Source organism: Novosphingobium sp. SG754 (assembly GCF_013149315.1).
Classification (GTDB): Bacteria; Pseudomonadota; Alphaproteobacteria; order Sphingomonadales; family Sphingomonadaceae; genus Novosphingobium; species Novosphingobium capsulatum.
This window is the reverse complement of sequence record NZ_JABGCC010000001.1, coordinates 843,724-863,552: the sequence shown is the minus strand read 5'-3', so window position 1 is coordinate 863,552 and position 19,829 is coordinate 843,724. Positions and strand designations below refer to the sequence as shown.

21 protein-coding genes are annotated in these 19,829 nt (G+C 62.8%); 15 read left to right on the top strand and 6 right to left on the bottom strand.

Translation table 11 applies throughout. The annotated features are described in order from the left end of the window. Nucleotides 1-49 precede the first annotated feature (49 nt). Nucleotides 50-2,656, top strand: a complete 2,607-nt coding sequence (locus tag FHW97_RS04090) for a TonB-dependent receptor (RefSeq protein ID WP_253941539.1) — start codon at nt 50-52, stop codon at nt 2,654-2,656. Then, a complete protein-coding gene (locus FHW97_RS04085; RefSeq protein ID WP_171798077.1) occupies nt 2,656-4,764 on the top strand; it encodes an Atxe2 family lasso peptide isopeptidase in 2,109 nt (702 codons plus the stop codon). Before FHW97_RS04090 ends, FHW97_RS04085 begins: the two co-directional genes overlap by 1 nt. Here the strand turns inward: FHW97_RS04085 and FHW97_RS04080 are convergent. From FHW97_RS04080 to FHW97_RS04055, 6 genes are all read right to left on the bottom strand, one after another. Further along, entirely contained in the window at nt 4,716-6,524 is a 1,809-nt protein-coding gene (locus tag FHW97_RS04080; RefSeq protein ID WP_171798076.1) for an asparagine synthase-related protein, read from the bottom strand. The two genes, FHW97_RS04085 and FHW97_RS04080, sit on opposite strands and share 49 nt — an antisense overlap. Further along, nucleotides 6,521-7,195 carry a lasso peptide biosynthesis B2 protein gene (locus FHW97_RS04075; protein ID WP_171798075.1) on the bottom strand — a complete coding sequence of 225 codons (675 nt, stop codon included), beginning with the start codon at nt 7,193-7,195 and terminating at the stop codon, nt 6,521-6,523. The genes FHW97_RS04080 and FHW97_RS04075 overlap by 4 nt, the downstream gene beginning before the upstream one ends. Before the next feature lie 56 nt (nt 7,196-7,251). Beyond that, a complete protein-coding gene (locus FHW97_RS04070) occupies nt 7,252-7,389 on the bottom strand; it encodes a benenodin family lasso peptide (protein WP_171798074.1) in 138 nt (45 codons plus the stop codon). Between the two features lie 202 nt (nt 7,390-7,591). Beyond that, a complete protein-coding gene (locus FHW97_RS04065) occupies nt 7,592-8,206 on the bottom strand; it encodes a GntR family transcriptional regulator (protein ID WP_171798073.1) in 615 nt (204 codons plus the stop codon). Beyond that, a complete protein-coding gene (locus FHW97_RS04060) occupies nt 8,203-8,622 on the bottom strand; it encodes a helix-turn-helix domain-containing protein (protein ID WP_216647623.1) in 420 nt (139 codons plus the stop codon). Before FHW97_RS04060 ends, FHW97_RS04065 begins: the two co-directional genes overlap by 4 nt. 110 nt (nt 8,623-8,732) lie before the next feature. Beyond that, nucleotides 8,733-9,182: a hypothetical protein gene (locus FHW97_RS04055; RefSeq protein WP_171798072.1), complete on the bottom strand. Its 450-nt coding sequence runs from the start codon at nt 9,180-9,182 to the stop codon at nt 8,733-8,735. 344 nt (nt 9,183-9,526) lie between these two features. On the opposite strand from FHW97_RS04055, the gene FHW97_RS04050 reads away from it, so the two are divergent. The 13 genes from FHW97_RS04050 to FHW97_RS03990 all read left to right on the top strand — a co-directional run bounded on the left by FHW97_RS04050 (nt 9,527) and on the right by FHW97_RS03990 (nt 19,641). Continuing rightward, the gene (locus FHW97_RS04050; RefSeq protein ID WP_171798071.1) at nt 9,527-9,826 is read left to right on the top strand and encodes a hypothetical protein; all 300 of its coding nucleotides are present in this window, start codon (nt 9,527-9,529) and stop codon (nt 9,824-9,826) included. Beyond that, nucleotides 9,810-10,574 carry a DsbC family protein gene (locus FHW97_RS04045; protein WP_171798070.1) on the top strand — a complete coding sequence of 255 codons (765 nt, stop codon included), beginning with the start codon at nt 9,810-9,812 and terminating at the stop codon, nt 10,572-10,574. Before FHW97_RS04050 ends, FHW97_RS04045 begins: the two co-directional genes overlap by 17 nt. 192 nt (nt 10,575-10,766) lie before the next feature. Then, entirely contained in the window at nt 10,767-11,084 is a 318-nt protein-coding gene (locus FHW97_RS04040; RefSeq protein WP_171798069.1) for a hypothetical protein, read from the top strand. Nucleotides 11,085-11,192: 108 nt separating this feature from the next. Continuing rightward, complete coding sequence (locus tag FHW97_RS04035; RefSeq protein ID WP_017500137.1) at nt 11,193-11,459, top strand: type IV conjugative transfer system protein TraL; 267 nt, start codon at nt 11,193-11,195, stop codon at nt 11,457-11,459. 41 nt (nt 11,460-11,500) lie between these two features. Continuing rightward, nucleotides 11,501-12,100, top strand: coding sequence for a TraE/TraK family type IV conjugative transfer system protein (locus FHW97_RS04030; RefSeq protein WP_216647622.1), 600 nt, complete (start codon nt 11,501-11,503; stop codon nt 12,098-12,100). Then, nucleotides 12,084-12,878 (top strand): type-F conjugative transfer system secretin TraK, encoded by a 795-nt coding sequence (locus FHW97_RS04025; RefSeq protein WP_370525272.1) that lies wholly within the window; start codon nt 12,084-12,086, stop codon nt 12,876-12,878. Before FHW97_RS04030 ends, FHW97_RS04025 begins: the two co-directional genes overlap by 17 nt. Further along, entirely contained in the window at nt 12,875-14,179 is a 1,305-nt protein-coding gene (locus tag FHW97_RS04020; RefSeq protein ID WP_171798067.1) for a TraB/VirB10 family protein, read from the top strand. The genes FHW97_RS04025 and FHW97_RS04020 overlap by 4 nt, the downstream gene beginning before the upstream one ends. Nucleotides 14,180-14,214: 35 nt before the next feature. After that, the gene (locus FHW97_RS04015) at nt 14,215-14,883 is read left to right on the top strand and encodes a TraV family lipoprotein (protein ID WP_171798066.1); all 669 of its coding nucleotides are present in this window, start codon (nt 14,215-14,217) and stop codon (nt 14,881-14,883) included. Then, entirely contained in the window at nt 14,880-17,378 is a 2,499-nt protein-coding gene (locus FHW97_RS04010; protein ID WP_171798065.1) for a TraC family protein, read from the top strand. Before FHW97_RS04015 ends, FHW97_RS04010 begins: the two co-directional genes overlap by 4 nt. A 5-nt stretch (nt 17,379-17,383) precedes the next feature. Next, on the top strand, nt 17,384-17,710 hold the full coding sequence (locus tag FHW97_RS04005) for a hypothetical protein (RefSeq protein WP_171798064.1): 327 nt from the start codon (nt 17,384-17,386) through the stop codon (nt 17,708-17,710). After that, nucleotides 17,707-17,940: a hypothetical protein gene (locus tag FHW97_RS04000; RefSeq protein WP_171798063.1), complete on the top strand. Its 234-nt coding sequence runs from the start codon at nt 17,707-17,709 to the stop codon at nt 17,938-17,940. The genes FHW97_RS04005 and FHW97_RS04000 overlap by 4 nt, the downstream gene beginning before the upstream one ends. Further along, complete coding sequence (locus FHW97_RS03995; protein WP_171798062.1) at nt 17,930-18,628, top strand: conjugal transfer protein TraW; 699 nt, start codon at nt 17,930-17,932, stop codon at nt 18,626-18,628. The genes FHW97_RS04000 and FHW97_RS03995 overlap by 11 nt, the downstream gene beginning before the upstream one ends. Beyond that, complete coding sequence (locus tag FHW97_RS03990; protein WP_171798061.1) at nt 18,625-19,641, top strand: TraU family protein; 1,017 nt, start codon at nt 18,625-18,627, stop codon at nt 19,639-19,641. The genes FHW97_RS03995 and FHW97_RS03990 overlap by 4 nt, the downstream gene beginning before the upstream one ends. The last annotated feature ends 188 nt before the right edge of the window (nt 19,642-19,829 follow it).

Below are 19,829 nucleotides of genomic sequence, written 5' to 3'. Positions count from 1 at the left end.
TGCTCCCTGAAACTCCCGCCATTTTGTCGGGAATTCCATGGGGGCAAGAATGGTTCGGATGCGGTCTCGGTCTCGTTTTCGTTGTGCGCTTATAGCGGCGGTGGCGGTCGGCACCCTTGCGCCAACCGCTGTCGCGCTCGCGCAGGAGCAGCGTCGGGTCGAATACAAGATCGAGGCCGGGGACCTCGGAGAAGCCCTCAAAACCGTAAGCCGTCAATCTGGGAAGGAGATCATTTTCACCTCCGAGGCTGTGCTCGGTCACAAAGCACCGGCGCTGCAAGGCATATTTGCCGCCGACGAAGCCGTTCAAGCACTTCTTCATGGTTCCGACCTGGTGGCGCAGTTCCGGAAGGACGTCATCATCATCCGGGGGCGATCGACGCCGCCGGGCGATCTAGCTGATCGCTCGGCGGAGAACGCCGAGATCACCGTGACAGGCTCGCGTATCCGTGGTGGCGACATTGCCTCTCCCCGCATTGTATCGGGCCGAGAGGCTATATTAGACGCCGGATCGAACGACCTTGGCAGCTTCGCCCGAACCCTGCCTCAAAATTATTCTGGCGGCCAGAATCCCGGCGTCGCGGGCGGCGGCAATCAGGGCGGGCAGCAGAATCTTACTGCCTCGTCCACTCTTAATCTGCGGGGCCTCGGCCCAGACGCAACCCTCACGCTCATCAATGGACACCGGGTTGCTTATGATGGACTGGCGCAAGGGGTCGATATCTCCGCCATTCCTCTCGCTGCAATCGAGCGCATGGAGATCGTGACGGATGGCTCATCCGCGCTCTATGGATCAGATGCCGTAGGCGGTGTGGCAAATATCATTTTGCGGCGCGATTTTGAGGGGCTGACAACATCCGCGCGGTTTGGCGCGTCCACGGATGGCGGCAACGAACAGCAGGAATATAATGCCGTCACCGGACGACGCTGGGCGTCCGGTGGTTTGATGGCGGCAGCCGATTATAGCCGAACAACCGGGATAACGGCTCGGCAACGCAGCTATGGGGCAAGCCTGGACGATAGCTCCACGTTCCTCCCCCGCCAGAAACAACTCAGCCTCCTCATCGCGGGGCACCAAACCTTGAGCGATGCCGTCCAGTTCTCCCTCGACGGGCAATTTGCCGACAGGCGCTCGGATATGTCTTATCCTTCGCTTGCCACGACGAGTGTGACGGCAAACGGATTGGTGACACATCCGTCGGTTCGCTCCTACAGTGTCACCCCAAGCCTTCAGGTCGAACTCCCCGGTCGCTGGCGGGCAACCCTGTCCGGAACCCATGCGGCGAGCAATACTGATATAAAGTCTCGCTATTATGCGCTGGGGCAAGAGAGCTATTCCACGCGTCTCAAATATGACAACAGCTTAGATAACGTGGAAGCGGGATTTGAGGGACCGCTGTTCACGCTACCGGCAGGCGAGGCGCGATTGGCCTTAGGCGGCGGCTATCGCAACCTCGGCCTGGATATCAACGTCGTGCAGACGGCTAACGCCGCCAGCAGCACAATCGCCAATTCCTCTAATTCGCGGCAAGTCGCCTTCGCTTATGGTGAGGTTTCGGTTCCGCTCGTCGGACCAGGCAATTCCCGTCCTTTTCTTCACCGTCTGCTGCTGAACGGCGCCGTCCGTTATGAACATTATAATGCAATCGGCAGTGTCGCGACGCCAAAATTCGGCCTTGTCTATTCACCGGCGCCTGATCTCACTCTGAAAGGAAGCTGGGGACGATCGTTCAAGGCGCCGACGTTGAACCAGCAATTCCAGGTTCGCGAGGGGTTGTTGGCCCCCGGCTATTATTTCGTGAGCTATCCTGCCGGCCAAGACGTGCTCTATCTATCCGGCGGCAATCCAGATCTCAAAGCCGAGCGCGCCGAGACGTGGAGCGTGACGGCGGAGTTTGAGCCGGAATTTGCAAAGGGTCTGAAACTGCAGGCCAGCTATTTCAACATCAGGTTCAAAGACAGGGTGGTCGTCCCGTTTACCAGCTCGTCGCGCGTGTTCACTGATCCCAGCAACGCAGATTCCATCATTCTCGATCCCACGACCGATCAGATCGCACACGCCGTCTCCACCCTGCCGCTCGGCGTCGAAAACGCGACCGGGGCGCCCTATGATCCTTCTCTCGTCAGCGCCATTGTCGACGGGAGCCTTCGAAACGCGGCGGTACAATCTATCCGGGGCGTCGATATGGCTTTGGCATACCGCCTTGCGTTCGGGTCCGGCGAGGCCATCACCTTCAATGCCTCCGCGAGCTATCTGGAAAGTGAACAGCGCCTCACAGCAACCAAGCCACTGGTGACGCTCGCCGGGACCATTTTCCATCCGCCCCATTGGCGGGCGCGTGGCGGTGCCAGTTTTGAAAACCGCACGCTGACGCTCAGCACCTTCGTCAACTATATAGGCGGTGTCCTCGACAATCGAACGATGGTGATACGGCCTGTCCCGTCTTTCACCTCGGTCGACACGATAGCGCGCCTGCGCACCGGCGCGGATCATGGCGCCTTGCGCGGTGTCTCTTTCGATCTGGCGATCACCAACCTCTTCAACGAAAAGCCCGGGCCTATCATCAACACAAATCCGGCCGATCCTCCCTTCGACTCGACAAACTATCCATCGACGGGTCGGGTCATCTCCCTGACGCTCACGAAGGCGTGGTGATGGCTTGGATGACAACGGTCCACGCCACAGCCGCGCTCGGAATCACCCTGATGACCTCGACTGTGGCGCTTGCTGCGGACTGCGACACGGTTGTGCCGGCTTCGCCGACAAATCGGGAACCACCGCATGCCCCGGCGGCGCAAGATCTGGTGCGCTTGCGCGACATTGGGACCTATGCCCTCGGCTTTCCTTACGCGGACAGCCTCGCGGTCTCCCCAGACGGCAAAAGGATCGCTTTTCAGATCAGACAGGCCAGTCCTGAGACAAATAGTTTTTGCCTCGCAATGGTGGTGCTTGAGCTCGCACCTCGGAGCAGTCCTGTCGTCGTCGATCGCGGGGGTACGTTAATCCGCTGGAGCTTCGATTTTCGGGGCAAGGCCGCGTTCCCAAGCGGCATGCCAATGCCGATTGCGCCGCGTTGGTCCCTCGACGGTACGTGGATCGCTTTTCTCAAAAGTGTCGGCGGGATCACCCAGGTCTGGCGGGCAAACGCCGATGGCACGGACAGCAGGCCTATTACGCAAAGCCCTGCCGATGTTGAGGGTTTCCGGTTCAGCGCGGACGGACATTCGATCCTCTTCTCAAGCCGACCGGGCCTTGCAAGGGCGCGGCAGGCAATTCTTCAAGAGGGGCTGTCGGGCTACCACTTCGATGACCGCTGGTCGCCAATGTCTCGCAGCGAACCCTTTCCAGCCGCTCCCGTTCAAACAGTGGCCAACGTGCTCGACCTTCAAACCGAGAAGGTTCGCCCGGCAACTCCGGATGAAAGGCGGTGGTTGTTGGATCAGGTCGATGCTACCCAGCCTCCCAAGGGCATCCGATCACGCTTCGGGCGGACCGCCTGGACCCAGGTACGGCATGATGCAGGCCCATCCGGTCGGGTCCGCGTTGTGGCCGAAGACAAGTCCGGAACGGCGCAGATGTGCGAACAATGCGCTCCCTATGTCTTGAGGCTTTGGTGGTCCGAAGACGGCAACAGCGTTCAATTCCTGGCTCGCGAGGGCTGGGCGCTTTCGCAGACTGGTCTGTACGTCTGGCATCCAGGACAAACTTCACCGCGTAAAATCATGTCCAGCGATGACCTTCTCGCTGACTGCGTTTCCGCCGCAAACGCCGTCCTCTGCCTTCATGAGTCATCGAACCAGCCGCGCCATATCCTTTCCATACCAATCGACGGTTCCAGGCCCGTCTCGCTGTACGATCCCAATCCGGAAGCCGCGTTCTGGCGAAAGGGTCTGGTTCGGCGCTTGACCTGGACAAACAGCTTCGGCCAGGAATGCTACGGCGACCTTGTGCTGCCCGTCGGCTATCAGCCTGGAGAGCATTATCCCCTCCTCGTGGTTCAATATGAGACCCGTGGCTATCTGCGCGGCGGCACAGGGGATGAATATCCGATCCAACTCTTCGCAAACCAGGGTTATGTCGTCCTAAGCTTACAGCGCCCTCGCTCGATCGGGTCGTTGACGGGAAGCCTTGATCCCGTTGCCAGGGACAAAGCCAATCTGTCGGACTTCGCGGATCGCAGGAGCGTTGAGTCGAGTGTAGAAATGGGGGTCGCCAAGGCGTTGGAGAGCGGCATCGTCGATCCCGAGCGCATGGGCATCACGGGTCTGAGCGATGGCGCCACCTCTCTGCAGTTCGGCCTTATCCATAGTCGGCTCTTCGCAGCGGCAGCCATGAGCAGTCCACCTTGGGACGACATGTATGCGCTGAGCGTCGGACCGGCGGCTGCGCGAGAATTCAAGGCCATGGGCTATCCCGATCGGGCAGACCGGCCGAATGCATTCTGGAAGTCCTTCTCGCTGGCGAGCAATGCAGGGTCCATCAAAACACCGCTTCTCCTGCAGCTTCCCGACGATGAATATCTTGCCGGACTCCAGGGCTATACGGCACTCACGGATGCGGGAGCGCCAGTCGATATGTACATTTTCCCTGGTGAGCATCACATAAAATGGCAACCGGCACACCGGCTTGCGATCTACAATCGCTCGCTCGCCTGGTTCGACTACTGGCTGAAAGGGAAACGAAACCTCGTGGTCGGAGACAGCGTCGAACTCGATCATTGGGCGACGCTCCGGGCAGGGACAGCCAGCGCAGGGTCTGAATGAAGGTCTTCGGTGGTTGATGACCAGTGGTGCGCCCAGGCCTCAGCTTCGACAAGTTCAAGGATGCGTTGCTTGGAGGTCAAGGTCGGCGCCTCGTCGGACAACCGTCTGTCGAGCGCTGGAACATCAAGCAGACCACGCGCTGCCAGCACTCCTCCAAGAAGCTTATCCCGTATTGCCCGGCGGTGTTTCGCGATAATCTCGAGGCAAAAGCTTTCCGGCGTGCCCTTCGAGCGCCGCCAGATGATTGCGTCGGGCAATTGATCGGCAAACGCCTGCCGAGCGACGGATCGGTCGAGCCCCGCTCCACACCATTCCCAGCTCGGTACGGCGAGGCACTGCTCGACGACCGGCTGGGACATGAGCGGATTGACGACCGCCAGGCCCATTGTCTCGGCACTCGCCGCCAAGTGGAGTTGAATGCGCAGCAGAAGCGCAATGTGAACAGCCTTGCCCGGCAAGGCGCCGTACGGGGCTTCCAGCCACGGATGGTCGGGGCGTGTTGCAGTGTCGCGCGCGACGATGTTGGGGTGAAGAAAGCTCCGATCGGGCTTCCAAGGATAACGCGCTGTCCGTCGGCTGGCGATTTTCGCGACGGCGATCATCGCTTGCATTGGGCTCGCGCCAGTGAGCGTGCAAACATCCCCAAGGGTCTGGAACATGCCCCGCCCAATTCCCGTGGCCAGGAAGCGATCGTAAATGCAGGTCGCAGACCGGGAGAGCGCAAAGACATTATCGCCGCCGTTGCCAGTGAACAGACAATCGCTGTGTAGAGCCTCTGCCTTTTGCCGCACGGCGGCATCAAAGGACTGCTGCTGCGCACGTGACAAGGGCCGGGGCAACGAGGGAGCCGTTGGGCGGTCGATATTGACGTGGTCGAGATCGTACCGCTCTTCGACCAGATCGCTTCTCAAGGCTGCTGCGAGAAGGCGCGCATAAGTAGCCTCGTCACCGTCGCGATCGGCTGTCGAGACGGTAAGGAGATGGTGCGCACGACCGGCGCGAGGGAGACAGGACGCGACGATCGACGAATCGAGGCCACCGGACACTGCGCAGAGAATGCCGCGATAGGAGGATGCCCAGGCTGAAACGCTCGACTGCACCGTGCGTCGTAGCCGGTCCTGCATGTCCGCCCGTGTTTCGCACCTTGGCGTAACATAGTCCCAGGGAGACCACAGACTGCGCAAGGCTACGCTTCCATAATCCCAATCAAGCCTGGTGCCTGGCAACAGTTCTGACAACCCCTCGATCGCCGTCGCCGCGGAAGGGAGGTCCACCCTCAGGAGGATCCGACCAAGCTCCTCCCAGTCAATGGAGCAGCCGGAAAGGCCTGAGCGCCGAAGGAGATCGGCACTGGAGGCTATGACCAGGTATCCCTCCTTCGAGATAGTATGGTAGCACGGCTGCGCTCCTGACGGATCACGCAGGACCAAGGCGCCACCGGGCTTTTGCACCATGCAGACATAGCCGCCCCAATATCGGTCGATCAGCTCGCGCCCTCCCGACGCCACGATCTGATCGGCTTCGCGATCGGATAATGTCGCGATAAGCTCGGGGGCACCGAACCTTCGGAACAGGTTTCCAACAATGAAGCCGTGGTGCGCCAACGGATAGACTTGCATCCGACCTGCCGTCAGCAGCGCGTATCGACTATCCTGCGCGATACAGTCGAGCGCCAGTCGGTGGGCAATTCTCGCCGCCAGGCCTTGCGGGAGGCGCCGGTCTGCACCGCACATGAGAAGGAGAAATTCTGGGGCCATCATATCACCATGATCGGTGTGAAGCGTTCGGCCTGGCCAACATCATCATAGGCGACCTGCCCCTCGAGCTGCACCCAGCAGTGTGCCGCAAAAGGATTGGTCCGCACGCCCAGAACAACCGCGGGACGGACACCGAGCCTGCAACAGCACAGGGCAAAGCCGATGGATCGGGTAAGGCATCGGTCGCTCGACCTCAGCAGGAAACGCGTCTTGTGAAATGCGCCCGCCACGGCGGATATGATCTCGGTCGCGCAGCGCCCCCTACGTGCCGCATGCTGAACCTCCACTCGACGCAGCATGTTGGTGACGGCCAGAAAGCTACGCGTTTTCAAAAGTACGCTGGTGAGCAGCTGATAGAACAAGGCTAAGAGGACGAGCTGAAACGAAACCTGTGCCTTCTCGCGCACGGGACCGTGCGCAATATCCACCTCACAGAGGCAGGGTGACAGCGCCTCCGTCCCTTCCAGATCCTCCTTCAGATACCCCAAATCCTCCATCAGACCCAGTGCTGCCCTTTCCGAAGGGGTCATCGGTCCCGCTTTGAGGAACAGGCGCTGGAAAGCGGTATCTGCCTTGGCTGGAAGAGCAAAATAGCGGTCTGCGGCGGCGTCCAGAAATATGACCTTGCCGCCCGAGATGCAGAAGTGAAGATGCCCGCTTAGCCGATAGCCCATATCGCCCTCGCTGATGGAAAGAGCGCGCGAAGCCCTGCCTCGCGCGCTCCTGATGGTCAGTCTTCCGTGAGGCCGAAGCCGCCCTGACGGCCACCCTGATTGTCGGATTCGAGGCCGGCCGGCCCCTTGGTCTCAGTCGAAACAGAGCCAAGGTCGATCAGCTGATCGTCGCGATGTTCGTCGTAACGCTCCATGACACACTCCTCATCAACTACCGCAGGGATTGCGGCAGTTCCAAAGTAGTGGTTTTCGGCTGTGATGAGGGGCGAATATATCACGCCACATTGACCCGATATCCGGCGAACACAGGCGTGGACTTGCTTTTGGCGCTTGGTAACAATGCTAACCGGCGCCCGGCATGCCGGAATCATCTGGCCATTTTTCCACCCGCGCTCGTCAGATGGCTTTTCGTTGACGATCAATTTTCCTCAGATGATAGGCTTCAATTCGGCGGCGCATGGCCTTTGGCAAGTTCGAAACGTCAACATTTGCTATCGCTCGCAGTTCTTTCTCTGCGGCTAGCGGGTCAGTCATGTCGGCGATTCGACTGTAATGCAGCCGTTCATTGAGATGGCGAACGGTTCTTGCACTTTGCCGGTTACCGGTCGCCGCGGCCAGTGACGTGAAGATGTTGGTTGCAAGGCTCGCGACAGAGGCCGGCGATGGCGTGTCGTTGCGCCCTTGGTTCTGCTGCAGCGACGCTCGAATGGTCGATTCTTTGAGGTTGGCCAAAAGGGAGAGTACCATCTGCATATGCCACGCAAGGAGTTCGATAAGCTCGGCGGGCTCCAGGATTGGAACGACAAAGCCTCCGTCCGAGTGATGTGTCAGTAGCTGCTCCCCCGACAGCATGAACGCTGCTTCCCGAACAGGGGTCTTACTCGACCGGTGACGTGTTGCCAGAAGCTGAAGGTCAATCTTCCTGCCGGGCACGAAGTGCCCAGCCAGGAAATCTTCCTTGATGCCGTGGTACACCCGCTCATGAAGGGGCGGATCCATCGCAGACATCATAGGGCACTCCCGGTCGGAACCGTCGCAATCGGCCACGCTGGCGTCAAGGCACGCGTGAGATGATCGAGATTGCGCTGCGCGATGAGCTCGATGCACATCCGCTCGAGGTCGCTGAGATCGCCCATTGCCAGTTGCTGCGGAAAGCACATTTTCTGGCCGGCAAAGAGCAGAGGTATCAGAATATGCCCCGTGGAAAGACCGAGGCGGTAGGCGCAGGCGAGATGATCGTCGAGGCGCGAGCGGGGATTGCCGCCTTCGATTTCGCGAAGCCAGCGGACACCCATACCAAGCTCACGCGCCAGATCGCGTTGCGTCAGGCGCCTCTTCTTCCGTGCCTCTTCAATTTGTCGTCCCGACTGCACTTTGACGTACAGGATTGGACTTTCGGCAACGGAAGTCGCTAAACATTGCGACATACCGCGTCTCCTTACGGGAGATACCGCCCGCCAAGGCAATTCCGTAAGTCGAGAGCTAAGGTGTACTTACCACCATCGTCAAGACACAACCTCGGCCAAGTTGTCGTAATTTACCCAGCGAGATCATTGACCTCGGTGGAAGCCGGTGATCGTGCCCCTGATTGCAATGCGCGGACAAAGGCGCTCATCAGGTCTGATTTGTCTGCTTTCGGCACCCGGATCAGCGCCAGCAGATAAATGGTCCCGAGATTGGGCTGCCGCCCGTCAGGCGACGTCTCCTGGACTCGTTCGGTGATGCTGGTGGCAATATCCCAGAGCCGGTTGGACGCCCCGACATGATGCTCCTCGGCGCCGCCCAGTGAGTCGAGCTGGTGTAATTTCATCTGCTCGATGATTTCCCCAGTCGATAATGTGCTGAGGTGCTCGACCGCTACATGGAGGGTCGTGCCCCAGGCGATCAGCGAACGCGTGACGCGAATCAAATGACAATGTGAGTCGATGAGAACGTCGAGGCCTGCCGGCGAAAGCCGTAGCTTGAAGCTGCGTCGCGCTCGGGCCATCGCTCCTTCTCCTGCCTGAACTACTGGCTTTTGCCCCGCCGGAGTAACCGAGCGGGTGCTTTTCCACGACCGACGATGGCAATAGCGGCATTATATTGCCGCTTTTGCTCAAAGCTGTTCTTTTCAACGCTTGGTGGGATCATTTGGTCACTTTCTTCCTGTAGATGCTTTGTTTCACCGCTTCGGCACTTCAGTGCCCTCCCTCTTGCGGCGGGCATCCCTGATCGTCATGCCTTGGGGCGTACCGGATCGGCGGCCACCACGGACCAAAGTCCAGGCTCTCTGTCCGGCCCATCCGAACCCCAAACCCGAGCGCCATACGGCGCCACAAGGAGACGTGTGCCATGGACTTTCCATGCTCGTTGCCGACGCTTGCCGGAGCGTTTCTGCTCTGCTTGGGCACCGTGCCGGCCAGCGCTCAGACCTATCGTCCCGACGCCGAAGGTTACCCCTGCGCTCACCACGGCGAGTTCGCCATCGTCCAGGACGGTCTCGGCTATTCGATCCGCGAGAAGCCTGCCCTCCCCGTGGCGCCTGTCCCGTTCACTGCAATCAAGGTCGGCAATTCGCTCACTCTCGACAGCCGTCTTTTCGCGCGCACCTCCCTCGTTCGTCCGGAGTCCACCCATGTCACGCAGCGCTAAGCTGATCGCGGCGGCGCTGCTCTGCGCGACAGCGCCGGCCTACGCGCAGGACAGCAGCACCGAGCCGCTCACGGCCGCGGCGGAGGAGGCTCAGCGCCAGTTGCACCAGACCTTCGCGAACCTGACGTTCGAGGACTTCGGTCCGGCGCCTGTCAAAGGACCAATATATCAGGCAATCGCGGGCGGACGAGTCATCTATTACGCCCCCGAAAGCCAACATCTCCTCTTCGCGGCGATCTACGACAAGAACGGCGTCAATCAGACGGCACTGGCGCAGGACGCCAGCGCAAGGAAGCGCCTAGGCGCGATCGATCCCGCCAATGCACTGGTGATCGGGCCGGCCGGTGCGCCAAAGGTCATAGAGTTCACCGATCCTGACTGCCCCTATTGCCAGGCGCTCGAACGGTTCTGGCTGGCAAAAGAGGCCGAGGGCAAGCCGGTCCAGCGCCTCGTCTATTTCGTCAGCGGCATTCACCCGCAGGCAGCGGCCAAGGCCGAGCATATTCTCTGCTCTCCTGACCCTCAGGCGACGTTCAAGGCGGTCTATGCCGGCTCGCAGCCTGCAGCGCTGCTCAAGTGTCGGGCTGGCGCCGAGAAGGTGGCGCGCGATGCGGAGACGGTTCGCAAGATGGGAGTGTCGGGCACGCCGACCCTCTTCGTCGACGGCAAGCTCGTGTCCGGCTTCCAGCAGGCGGAACTCGAGGCCTTCCTCGACACGCAGAGCCGCAAGCCGCCGTCCAGCCCCTGACGGCGAGCCGAGACGATTTTGGCGGACCTCGTGTGCGCGCTCCGCGCTTCCGGGGACCGGAATGCCGGCGGGAGCGCGCCTCCAGGGGCCGTCCAGCGCAGCCGTCGGCCGGACTCGACCACCGATCGGTACCGGCAAGCATGATCCGGACGGCTCCGACGACGACCTCTTCGGTCAAAAAGGAGACTGACTATGTTGACCTCGCTTCGGGGAAGGACGTTCCGCACGATCGACGCGGCGGTCCTTTTCCTCCTGGCCGCGATCGCCGGCACGAGCGTCGCCTACGCCTTCCAGGCGCCGGCCGCCGGCGACCTTGGTTACGACATCTACGACATCGTCGTGAACCAGGGCGTCAAGGGACCGCTCGGCTTCGTGGGCGGCGTTGCCGCCTTCCTGTTCGGCGTCTCGCGGCTCTTCTCGAACATCATGATCGGCATCCCGACGATCGTGGCGGCGGTTTGCCTCATCAAGGCGGATTCGATCCTCCAGACCTTCGGCATGGTGATCTGAGACCAGGACCGGGCGCGCCGGCCGTGTCGGCCGCCCTCACGAGACGGGAGGCGATGGTCGCCTTCCGGACCCCACGTTCAACAACGTGGTGAAGCAAGGGAGAAGGGCGTGGACGAACGTCTGCCGCAGTTCCTGCATAAGCCGACCCAGATCCTCTGGTTCGACAGCCAGGAGTTTATCGTCGTGATGTCCACGATCTTCGTCGCGGTTATCGTCGGCGGGATCATCGGCTGGCTACTCATCGGCGCCCTTCTTCTTTTCATTCCCTGGAAGCGGACCAAGCCGCGCGGGTTCATCCCGCATCTGGCCTGGCGCTGGGGCCTTGCCCGCTTCCGCCATTATCCGGGTCCCACCCAGACCCGCTTCTTCGAGTAGGCGCGATGGCAAACCCCTTCTGGCGTAAGCCCCAGGCCGACATGATCGGCGATACGCGGCCGAGCTGGCACCTGCATCGCTATCTGCAGGGATCAGCCAATCTCTTCGAGGAGAACCGGCTGCTCAAGGTGGCGATTGCCGGTCTCTTCGGCATCACGGCCGTGCTCGGGACGGTCATCTACACTTCACACCAGAACACGCGCACCGTGGTCGTGCCGTTCGGCGCGGACGGCGACCTCTATGTGACGGGCAACAAGCCGTCCGAGACCTACCTGCGCGCGATCACCTTCAACATCGTTGGGCTTGCCGGCACCTATTCCGCCTATTCGGCCGACCGGCAGTTCCAGGAGCTGCTGCGCATCGCGCATCCCAGCGCCTATAACGGGCTGCGCGACAGCCTGAACCGCCTGCTCGATGAGCTCGGCAACAATCCGACGCTCTCGATCGCGACTTACATCCGCGGCGATCAGCCCGTCACCTGGACGGGGAGCGAGATCCTCGTTCCCGTCGAGAAGGTCCGCGTGATCGGCGGCGTGATCCGCAAATTCCGGGGCAATCTGCGCATTCGCTACGCGCTCGAAAACGGCCGCTTCTGGCTGACCGCCCTCCAGGAGGAGAATTTCAGTGCCGATATCCGATAATCGGGCGAGGCTTGCCTGCCTCGCCGGGGCGCTCATCGCGTCCGTTCCCGCCGCCCCGCCCGCCCTGGCTCAGGCCATCACGGCGTTGCCCGACCAGACGAGCCGCATCCGGCTCTCGAACCGCGACGTCAATCATGTCGTCTGCATGGGCGGCGACATCGAGGACGTCAAATTCTCGGCCGAGAAGGGGCTCGCCGTCGAACGCGGTGGCTCGGATGCCTGGATCAAGTTCCTTGTGCTCGAAACCGAAGACCCCGGGGCCGCCGGAGGGGCAGCCAAGACGCGCACCTATGTGACGACGCCGTCGGAATTCTTCGTCTCCTGTAACGGCGCGATCTACCCGCTCTATGCCGAGCCGGCCGACATCCCGGCGCAGACCGTGACGCTGGTTCCCGGCGGCGCGCAACGCGCCCGAGCCAATGATGCGTTGTTGGGACCGCTGGTCGAGGAAGAGCGGGCCGTTGGGATCGCGCTCGCTATCCTACAGGATCGGGTGCCCGCGTCCTTCTCCGAAGTGGCGCCCTCGCGCGAGCGGGTTGTCCTTGCCGATCTCCCAACCGCATCGCTGACCGAACGGCGGCACCTCGAAGTCGAGGGGGCTGGCCTCTCGGTCAGCGAATATCTCGTCCGGGCCAGCGCGGCCATCACGCTCGATGAGCGCGATTTCCTCGATACCGCGCTCGGCGCCGACATCTTTGCCGTCACTATCGATCGCCTCACACTGGGTCCGGACGAGACCGCGCGCCTGATCGTCGTCCGCCGGAGCGTGCAGTCATGACGACACCAGAAGACAGCCCGCAGGTCTCTCCGACCGCGCCGCCCGGTGTCGACGCGGACGATGCCACGATCGACATAACGGCCCGGCCCGCTTTGCTCGATCTGCGCGCGCAGTGGACGAAACTCACCTCGGACCAGCGGCTGCGGGCCAAGCAGCTGGGCGTGGTCTCGACGATCGCGCTGCTGGGCCTTGGCCTCTACACCGCCAGCTCGAGCGGAAAGAAGGAAGCGCCCAAGGCGCCCCAGGCCAGCAATCTCGACATGGGCGCGGGGCTTCGCGGCGACAGCCTCGAGGTCAAGCTCCGCGGGGATCTCCAGAAGATCCTCGACGGGCAGGCCCTGCTCGGTGACCGGGTCACCGCGATCGAGGAAGGCAAGGTCGTTCCCGGCGGCGGCGCTGGCTCCCACGCGCCCGCCGCGGGCGACGGCGGTGATCTCCCGCCTGCGATCCCTGGGGAGGCGCCCGCCTACCCGCCCGCTCCACGGGATGCGAAAGCCGCCGCAGACGAAATTCCAGCGCCGCCGAGCCCGCCTGCCGCGCCCCCGGCACCGCCTGCGCCACCTACCGAGCGCCAGATCGGCGCCATCGGCGCAGCGACCGCAGCCCAGATTGCGGAGGGAGGCGCGAGCAGCGGGGCTGCGTCAAAAAAAGGGAAGCGGACGATCTATTTGCCACCTGGTTTCATGAAGGCGCGGCTGCTGACCGGCATCGACGCGCTGGCGAGCCGGGACGCGACCAGTAATCCCGAACCGATCATCGCCAGGGTCCAGGCGCCCGCCGTGCTCCCCAATGAGGTCAAGGCCAATCTCGCCGGCTGCTTCGTCATCGGCAATGCGACCGGAAGCCTCGCCAAGGAGCGGGTCGAGATCCAGCTGGTGTCGATTTCCTGCGTGGATTTCGAGAGCCATGCCGTGGTCGACCAGGCGATCAAGGGCTTCTTCGTCGATGCTGACGGCAAGAAGGGGCTTTCCGGCAAGGTCGTGACCCGGGCCGGGGCGACGCTTGCCCGCTCGTTCATCGCGGGCACGATCGCCGGCATCTCGCAGAGCGTGGAAGGATCGTTCGGGAGCCTTTCAACCTCGGCGCTCGGCAGCGTGCGCAGCCTCGATGCCGGCGACGCGGTCAAGACCGGCATTGCCGGCGGCCTCTCCAAATCGTCGGACAAGCTCACCGATTTCTACCTCGATCTCGCCCGCCAGGCCGGACCGGTCGTCGAAGTCGGCGCCGCCAAGGATGTCGTGGTCGTCATCCAGGAGGGCCTCGCCCTCGAGATCAAGCCGTCGGTCGGGAGCAAATTCTGATGCTTCCCGCGCCCCGCCCCAAAGGAGGTTCCGCCATGCACTTGGCACCCCGCCCGTCTCTCCATCGCTCGCTCCTTTCGCTGGGCCTGCTCGCCACACTGAGCGGCTGCGCCACGGTCGGGTCGATGATGTCGCCCTATTCCGAGAAGTTCGACTGCAAGAACAGCGATCACGGCCAGTGCATCCATCCGGACCGGGCCTATGAGGATGCGGTCGAGGGTGTTGCGTCGAAGTCGGACCCCAAGGTCACCAACGATCGCGCTATGCTTCGTGACCAGAACCGGGACAGGATCAGGGCCAAAGGCAGAGCTGGCGGCAATGCCGCGAGCAACGTGTATGGCAGCTACCGCGACAGTGTCTACCAGGAGCTCAAGGGCCTGATCGAGGCACCGGTGACGCCGATGCTGAAGCCGGCACGCACGGTGCGCACGCTCATCCTGCCCTATGCCGATCGTCAGCGGCCCGACCGCCTCTACATGCCGCGCTATGTCTATTCGGTGATCGACAAGCCCGTTTGGGTGGTTGGCGGTGCGTTCGTCGGTGCGCCCGATCGCGCTTCGCAGGCCCCGATACTCGGCCAGGTCCGCGAAAGAACTGCGCCTGACGGTGAGCCCGCCTCCGCGCCGGAAAGCGCGACGATTCCCGCTCTGCCGGCGCCCGCTCCCCAAGCCATCGTTCCGCCCGCTTCGGAGCCGAAGCCATGAGCGGGCTCAGCTACGCGCGGCTGCGCAGCGCGGTCCGGCGAGACAGCTTCTCGGATCACTTGCCGCTCGTCGCCTGGGACGGGGAGACGGAAGCGTTCCTGTGCATCGACGACACCTGGGGTCACGCCTGGGAGTTGGTGCCGTCCGCCTATATGTTCGCGCATGTTCAGGGCGCGCTGCAGGGCCTGCTCAACGTCCATTTCCCTGATGGGACGGTCCTGCAGCTTCACACCTTTGCCGACCCGCTGATCGATGACGCGCTCGACGCTTTCCTCGATCTCAAGACCCGCGACGATCCGCTGATTCAGGCTTCGGCGCGCCATACCCACGCTTATCTGAGCGAAGGCCGTCATGGGCTGAAGGCTCTGCACGGCATTCCGGTCCGCAACTTCCGGACACTACTTTCGATCAAGACGCGACGTCCGCTGGGTGACGATCTGCGCCGGCAGGTCGAGGAGCAATTGTCGAAGCTCGGCATCCGCCGCCTACCGCCCGAAGAGATGGTCGCCTTCTATCGCCGCATCTTCAACGGCGTGGCAAACCCGGCGCCCGGCGTGTTTGCCGACGGCACCACCATCGGCGCGCCACCGATCGCCAAGCAGATCATCGATGCGGGGCCTGATCTCGTGTTCGAGGGCGCGGAGGTGTTTCTCGGCAACCAGGTTGCGCGCTGCCTGACGCCCAAGGCGCCGGCGCGACGGATCACGGCCGAGCGGGCCAATCGCTTCATGGGCGGGATGCGCGGCGCGTCCGAGGACAGCGACCAGATCGGCGGGCCGTTTCTCTACACGCTCAACATCCTGTTCGATCATTCGCAGTTCGAGATCCACAAGCGCGCGCAGATCCTGTCGGCGCAAAAAGCCGCGGGCAGTTTCGCGGTCGAGGTCGGCAAACAGATCGAAGAGATCGGCTGGATCCTCGACGAAGCGGGCAACAGCAAGTTCGTTCGTGTCATCCCGACGATCTGGGTGTTCGGACGCGATCGTGCGCATGTCCGCGACTTGGCCGCACGCGCCAAGCGGCTATGGGAGGGCGAGCCCCTGCCCTTCTCGATGCAGGAGGAGAGCTATCTCAATCCGACGCTCTTGGTGATGAGCCTGCCCTTCGGGCTCTATCCCGATCGCACGACGCTGCGCCTGCTCGAGCGCGACTTCCGCATGCCGGTGAAAGCGGCGGTGCTGATGGCGCCGATCCAGACCGACTTTCGCGGCGGCGGACGCCCGGCCCTTCTCTATACTGGACGTAAAGGGCAGCTCGTTACGCTCGACGTGTTCGATCCCCGCATCAACAATTACAATTTCATCGTCTCGGCCGAGAGTGGTGCTGGCAAGAGCTTCCTGCTCAATAACCTCTGCCAGCAATATTACGCTCAAGGCTCGCTGATCCGCATCATCGATATCGGCGGCAGCTACAGGAAGCTCTGCACGCTCTGCTCGGGGCGCTATATCGACATCGGCGAAGAGCATCTCGTCCTCAATCCGTTCGACATGGGCCTCGCGCTCGATGGCGACGACAAGCAGTCGGCGATCACCATGGCGGTGGCGATCGTCGCCGAGATGGCGAATGCGTCCACCCGCAAGGGCGTCACCACCTCGGAATGGAATCTGCTGAAGTCCGCGGTCCAGTGGACGATCGACACCGGCCGCGCCGACCATGGCATCGATGCCGTGCGCGAATGGCTCGGCACCTATCCCTCGCAGGTGGAAACCGCGCTCGACAGCGTGGACCATCTCGTACCCGTCTCGCGCGAGCTCGCCTTCAACCTGCGGGACTTCGGGTCGGGAGGCGCCTACGGCCATTACTTCAACGGCCCCTCGACGCTCGACATCCGCCACGACGAGTTCGTCGTGCTCGAGCTCGAGCGCCTGAAGGCAATGCCCGACCTGTTCAACGTCATCGTCATGGTGGTGGTGAACGCGGTCACCCAGGAACTTTATCTCTCGGCGCGCGACAAACCCCGCTTCGTGCTCTGCGACGAAGCCGCGCAGTTCATGACGAGGACCGACGGACAGGACCTCTCGCGTCTCGCCGAGGCCTTCGGCCAGGGCTACCGGCGCGCCCGCAAATATCGCGGCTCGTTCGGCATCGTGCTGCAGTCGATGAACGACCTCACGCTGTTCGGCGGCACAGGCCAGGTCATCCTCGAAAATGCCGCGACCCGCTTCCTGCTGCAGGGCTCGACCTACGACCGCGCCGTCGACAACAAGATCCTCGATTATTCGGGCTTCGTTCTCGATCTGTTGAAGTCGGTCCGCAATTCCAAGCCCAACTATAGTGAGGTCTTCATCGACTCGCCGCTGGGCCTCGGTATTGCCCGGCTGGTCGTCGATCCCTTTTCCTACTGGATCAACACCTCGGCACCCGATGAGGTGGCGGCCTTCGAAGCGCTCATGCGCCAGGGTCTCTCGCCGCTCGAAGCGATCTGCCGGCTCGCTGGCGTCGACCCGTCCGAGATCTTGGGCGCACCGGCTGCGCCCGGCCTGGTGGGAGCGTGATCGCCATGGCGCGCTTCACCCCGCACCCCGATCAGTTGCCGCTCAACTGGTCCGACAACGAAGCCATCGAGGTGATCGTAGAGCAACGGCTCGCCGAGCGCTTCGAGGCGGAATCCTTCCAGTGGCGCTTCCGGCTGGTGATGATCGAGACCGTGATGATGGGCATGCTGGTGCTCGTGGCGGGGCTCCTGCTCAAGCAGCCGACGATGATGGTGCTGCGCGCCTCTCTGCTGGTCGCCGGCTCCTGCCTTGCGACCGGTCTGCTGCTGCTCAGCCTTTCGGCCGGCACCGCGAAGCTGATGAGCCGCTTGCGGCGGTGGAGGCGGCGATGAACGGACTCACCTCGTCGACCCCGTCGGCCTCAGCGATCCGGCTCACGGTGAGCGGCTTCCTGCTGCTGCTCGTCCAGAGCGGGCTCCTGCTGATGTCGCCCTCGCTTAGCTCCGAGAATGGCCTGCTGATCTGGATCCTCACGCCCCTGGCTGCCGCGGCCTTCCTCGCCGCCCTGATCGGCATTCCCGAGCCGCCTGAAGCGCATTGGAGGCCGCGTCATGGGCGATAGTCTTGTCGGCGGAATTCGCCGCGGCCCCATCGTCGAGATCCTCGCCATTCTGGCCACTGGCAGTGCCTTGGCAGCTGCCGGCACGATGGCGCTCGCCGCTCCCACCGGCTCGATCGCCTCTCGCAGCACGATCGGCCGGACCTGGCCGATCGCAGAGCCGGACGCGCTGGCGGAGATCGAAGCCAAGGTCTCGGCGCTGCCGAGCGACATGAGCAAGGCGTTTGGCCCGCGCGAGAAATGGACCGCGCTCAAGGCCGCGCCGCTTGGGGTCGCCAGCGCCGACCGCGTTCGCAGCGTCGTGCCCTTTTACACGCTCGATTTCGATATCACGCTGCCGGACGGCAAGACGCTCTATCCCAAGGGCTTCACCTTCAACCCGCTGACCTATGTGAAGCTGCCGCAGCGCCTCGTGGTCGTGCATCCCCGCGACCTCGGCTGGGCACTGCACAACGCTCGGGCCAGCGATTTCATCCTGCTCTCGGCGCTGGGCAGTCAGAATGGCGATGCGATCGACCTGTCCGAAAAGACCGGGCGGCCGATCTTCATCCTCGAGGAGCGGGTGAAGCAGCGGCTCGGGCTGACGGTGGCACCGGTCATCGTCGAGCAGTCGGGCACGCGGCTCGTGCTGACCGAATATGGGCCGAAGAGCCGGGCGATCACGACCGCAGCGAAAGGGGCCACCCGATGATCGGTCGCCTCCCCGTCTTCGTCGTCGGACTGCTGATCGGTCTCGTGATGACGCTTGCTTGGCCGAGCCAGGCACACGCCTCCAAGTGCGAGGCAGGCACCGTCTTCAACCCCATCACCAAGGTGCGCTGGACCTGCATCTTCCCGATCACGATCGGCGGCATTCGGGTGGGGAGCTTCGACAAATTCGACAAGGCGCTCGACGCGCAATCCGCGTCCAAGCCGCTCTGTGCCTGCCGCAAGGGCGTCCAGTTCTGGTTCGGGGTCAAGGTCTCCTACTGGTCGCCCAACGGGATGGTCGATGTCGTGACCGAGCCTGGCTGCATGATGGCGCTCGGCGCCGATCTCATGCCGACCGGCGGCAAGCTGCAAGGCAGCCAGTCCTCAATCGCGGACGGCACCAACACGCGCAAGATGTTCGCGCAGATGCACTATTACATCTCGCCGGTCTGGGCGATGCTCGACATGTTCACCGACCTGCCATGCCTCGAAAATGACGGCTTCGATGTCGCCATGATGACCGAGGTGCTGCCGACCTGGCAGTCGGGCACGTTGGGCGCGATCATCCAGCCCGAAGGCATCTTGTTCGGCAATCCTGCCGCTGGTCTTGCCTGCATGGGTGACAGCGCGGCCGCGGCGGCCGGCAAGGTCATCGACCCGCTCTTCTGGTGCATGGGGAGCTGGGGCGCGACCTATCCGATCGCTGGCGACATCCATTTCGACGACAGCGTCGAGGCCTGGGCGGGACTTGCCGCGCGCGGGGTCTTCATGATGGGCCGGCTGGGCGCGCTGACGATCACCTCGGCCGACGGATGTTCGTTCGTGCCGCAGCCGGTGTGGACCAAGTCGCGCTACAAACTCCAGATCATGGAGCCCGTGAAGGGCGGCAAGTGCGTCAATATCGGCAGGCCAGGTTCACTCTGGTCTTCGGCCAAACATGCGCCGGGCAAGGACAATGCCCAGTTCATGCTCTTCGAGAAGGTGATCTGCTGCGCCGGGATACCGGTGCCATGAGCCGGTCCCTTCCCCCTGTTCCCGCGCACGACAGCTCATCCATCCGGAGGTCTGTCCGCCAAGGCCCCTACGGTCGAGGGCTGCTGCGCGGGACCGGAGCGGCGTTGCCAAGCCCCCATGGCAGCGTCGCTCCACCCCCGGCCAGCGCGGTCGCAATGCCCCCTCGACGGGACAGGTCTATCCTCTCC

What these genes read in the sequence shown, in the direction of transcription:
- FHW97_RS04090 (WP_253941539.1), top strand. Translation starts at nt 50, where the DNA reads ATGGTTCGGATGCGGTCTCGGTCTCGTTTTCGTTGTGCGCTTATAGCG.
- FHW97_RS04085 (WP_171798077.1), top strand. Translation starts at nt 2,656, where the DNA reads ATGGCTTGGATGACAACGGTCCACGCCACAGCCGCGCTCGGAATCACC.
- FHW97_RS04080 (WP_171798076.1), bottom strand. Translation starts at nt 6,524, where the DNA reads ATGATGGCCCCAGAATTTCTCCTTCTCATGTGCGGTGCAGACCGGCGC.
- FHW97_RS04075 (WP_171798075.1), bottom strand. Translation starts at nt 7,195, where the DNA reads ATGGGCTATCGGCTAAGCGGGCATCTTCACTTCTGCATCTCGGGCGGC.
- FHW97_RS04070 (WP_171798074.1), bottom strand. Translation starts at nt 7,389, where the DNA reads ATGGAGCGTTACGACGAACATCGCGACGATCAGCTGATCGACCTTGGC.
- FHW97_RS04065 (WP_171798073.1), bottom strand. Translation starts at nt 8,206, where the DNA reads ATGATGTCTGCGATGGATCCGCCCCTTCATGAGCGGGTGTACCACGGC.
- FHW97_RS04060 (WP_216647623.1), bottom strand. Translation starts at nt 8,622, where the DNA reads ATGTCGCAATGTTTAGCGACTTCCGTTGCCGAAAGTCCAATCCTGTAC.
- FHW97_RS04055 (WP_171798072.1), bottom strand. Translation starts at nt 9,182, where the DNA reads ATGGCCCGAGCGCGACGCAGCTTCAAGCTACGGCTTTCGCCGGCAGGC.
- FHW97_RS04050 (WP_171798071.1), top strand. Translation starts at nt 9,527, where the DNA reads ATGGACTTTCCATGCTCGTTGCCGACGCTTGCCGGAGCGTTTCTGCTC.
- FHW97_RS04045 (WP_171798070.1), top strand. Translation starts at nt 9,810, where the DNA reads ATGTCACGCAGCGCTAAGCTGATCGCGGCGGCGCTGCTCTGCGCGACA.
- FHW97_RS04040 (WP_171798069.1), top strand. Translation starts at nt 10,767, where the DNA reads ATGTTGACCTCGCTTCGGGGAAGGACGTTCCGCACGATCGACGCGGCG.
- FHW97_RS04030 (WP_216647622.1), top strand. Translation starts at nt 11,501, where the DNA reads ATGATCGGCGATACGCGGCCGAGCTGGCACCTGCATCGCTATCTGCAG.
- FHW97_RS04020 (WP_171798067.1), top strand. Translation starts at nt 12,875, where the DNA reads ATGACGACACCAGAAGACAGCCCGCAGGTCTCTCCGACCGCGCCGCCC.
- FHW97_RS04015 (WP_171798066.1), top strand. Translation starts at nt 14,215, where the DNA reads ATGCACTTGGCACCCCGCCCGTCTCTCCATCGCTCGCTCCTTTCGCTG.
- FHW97_RS04010 (WP_171798065.1), top strand. Translation starts at nt 14,880, where the DNA reads ATGAGCGGGCTCAGCTACGCGCGGCTGCGCAGCGCGGTCCGGCGAGAC.
- FHW97_RS04005 (WP_171798064.1), top strand. Translation starts at nt 17,384, where the DNA reads ATGGCGCGCTTCACCCCGCACCCCGATCAGTTGCCGCTCAACTGGTCC.
- FHW97_RS04000 (WP_171798063.1), top strand. Translation starts at nt 17,707, where the DNA reads ATGAACGGACTCACCTCGTCGACCCCGTCGGCCTCAGCGATCCGGCTC.
- FHW97_RS03995 (WP_171798062.1), top strand. Translation starts at nt 17,930, where the DNA reads ATGGGCGATAGTCTTGTCGGCGGAATTCGCCGCGGCCCCATCGTCGAG.
- FHW97_RS03990 (WP_171798061.1), top strand. Translation starts at nt 18,625, where the DNA reads ATGATCGGTCGCCTCCCCGTCTTCGTCGTCGGACTGCTGATCGGTCTC.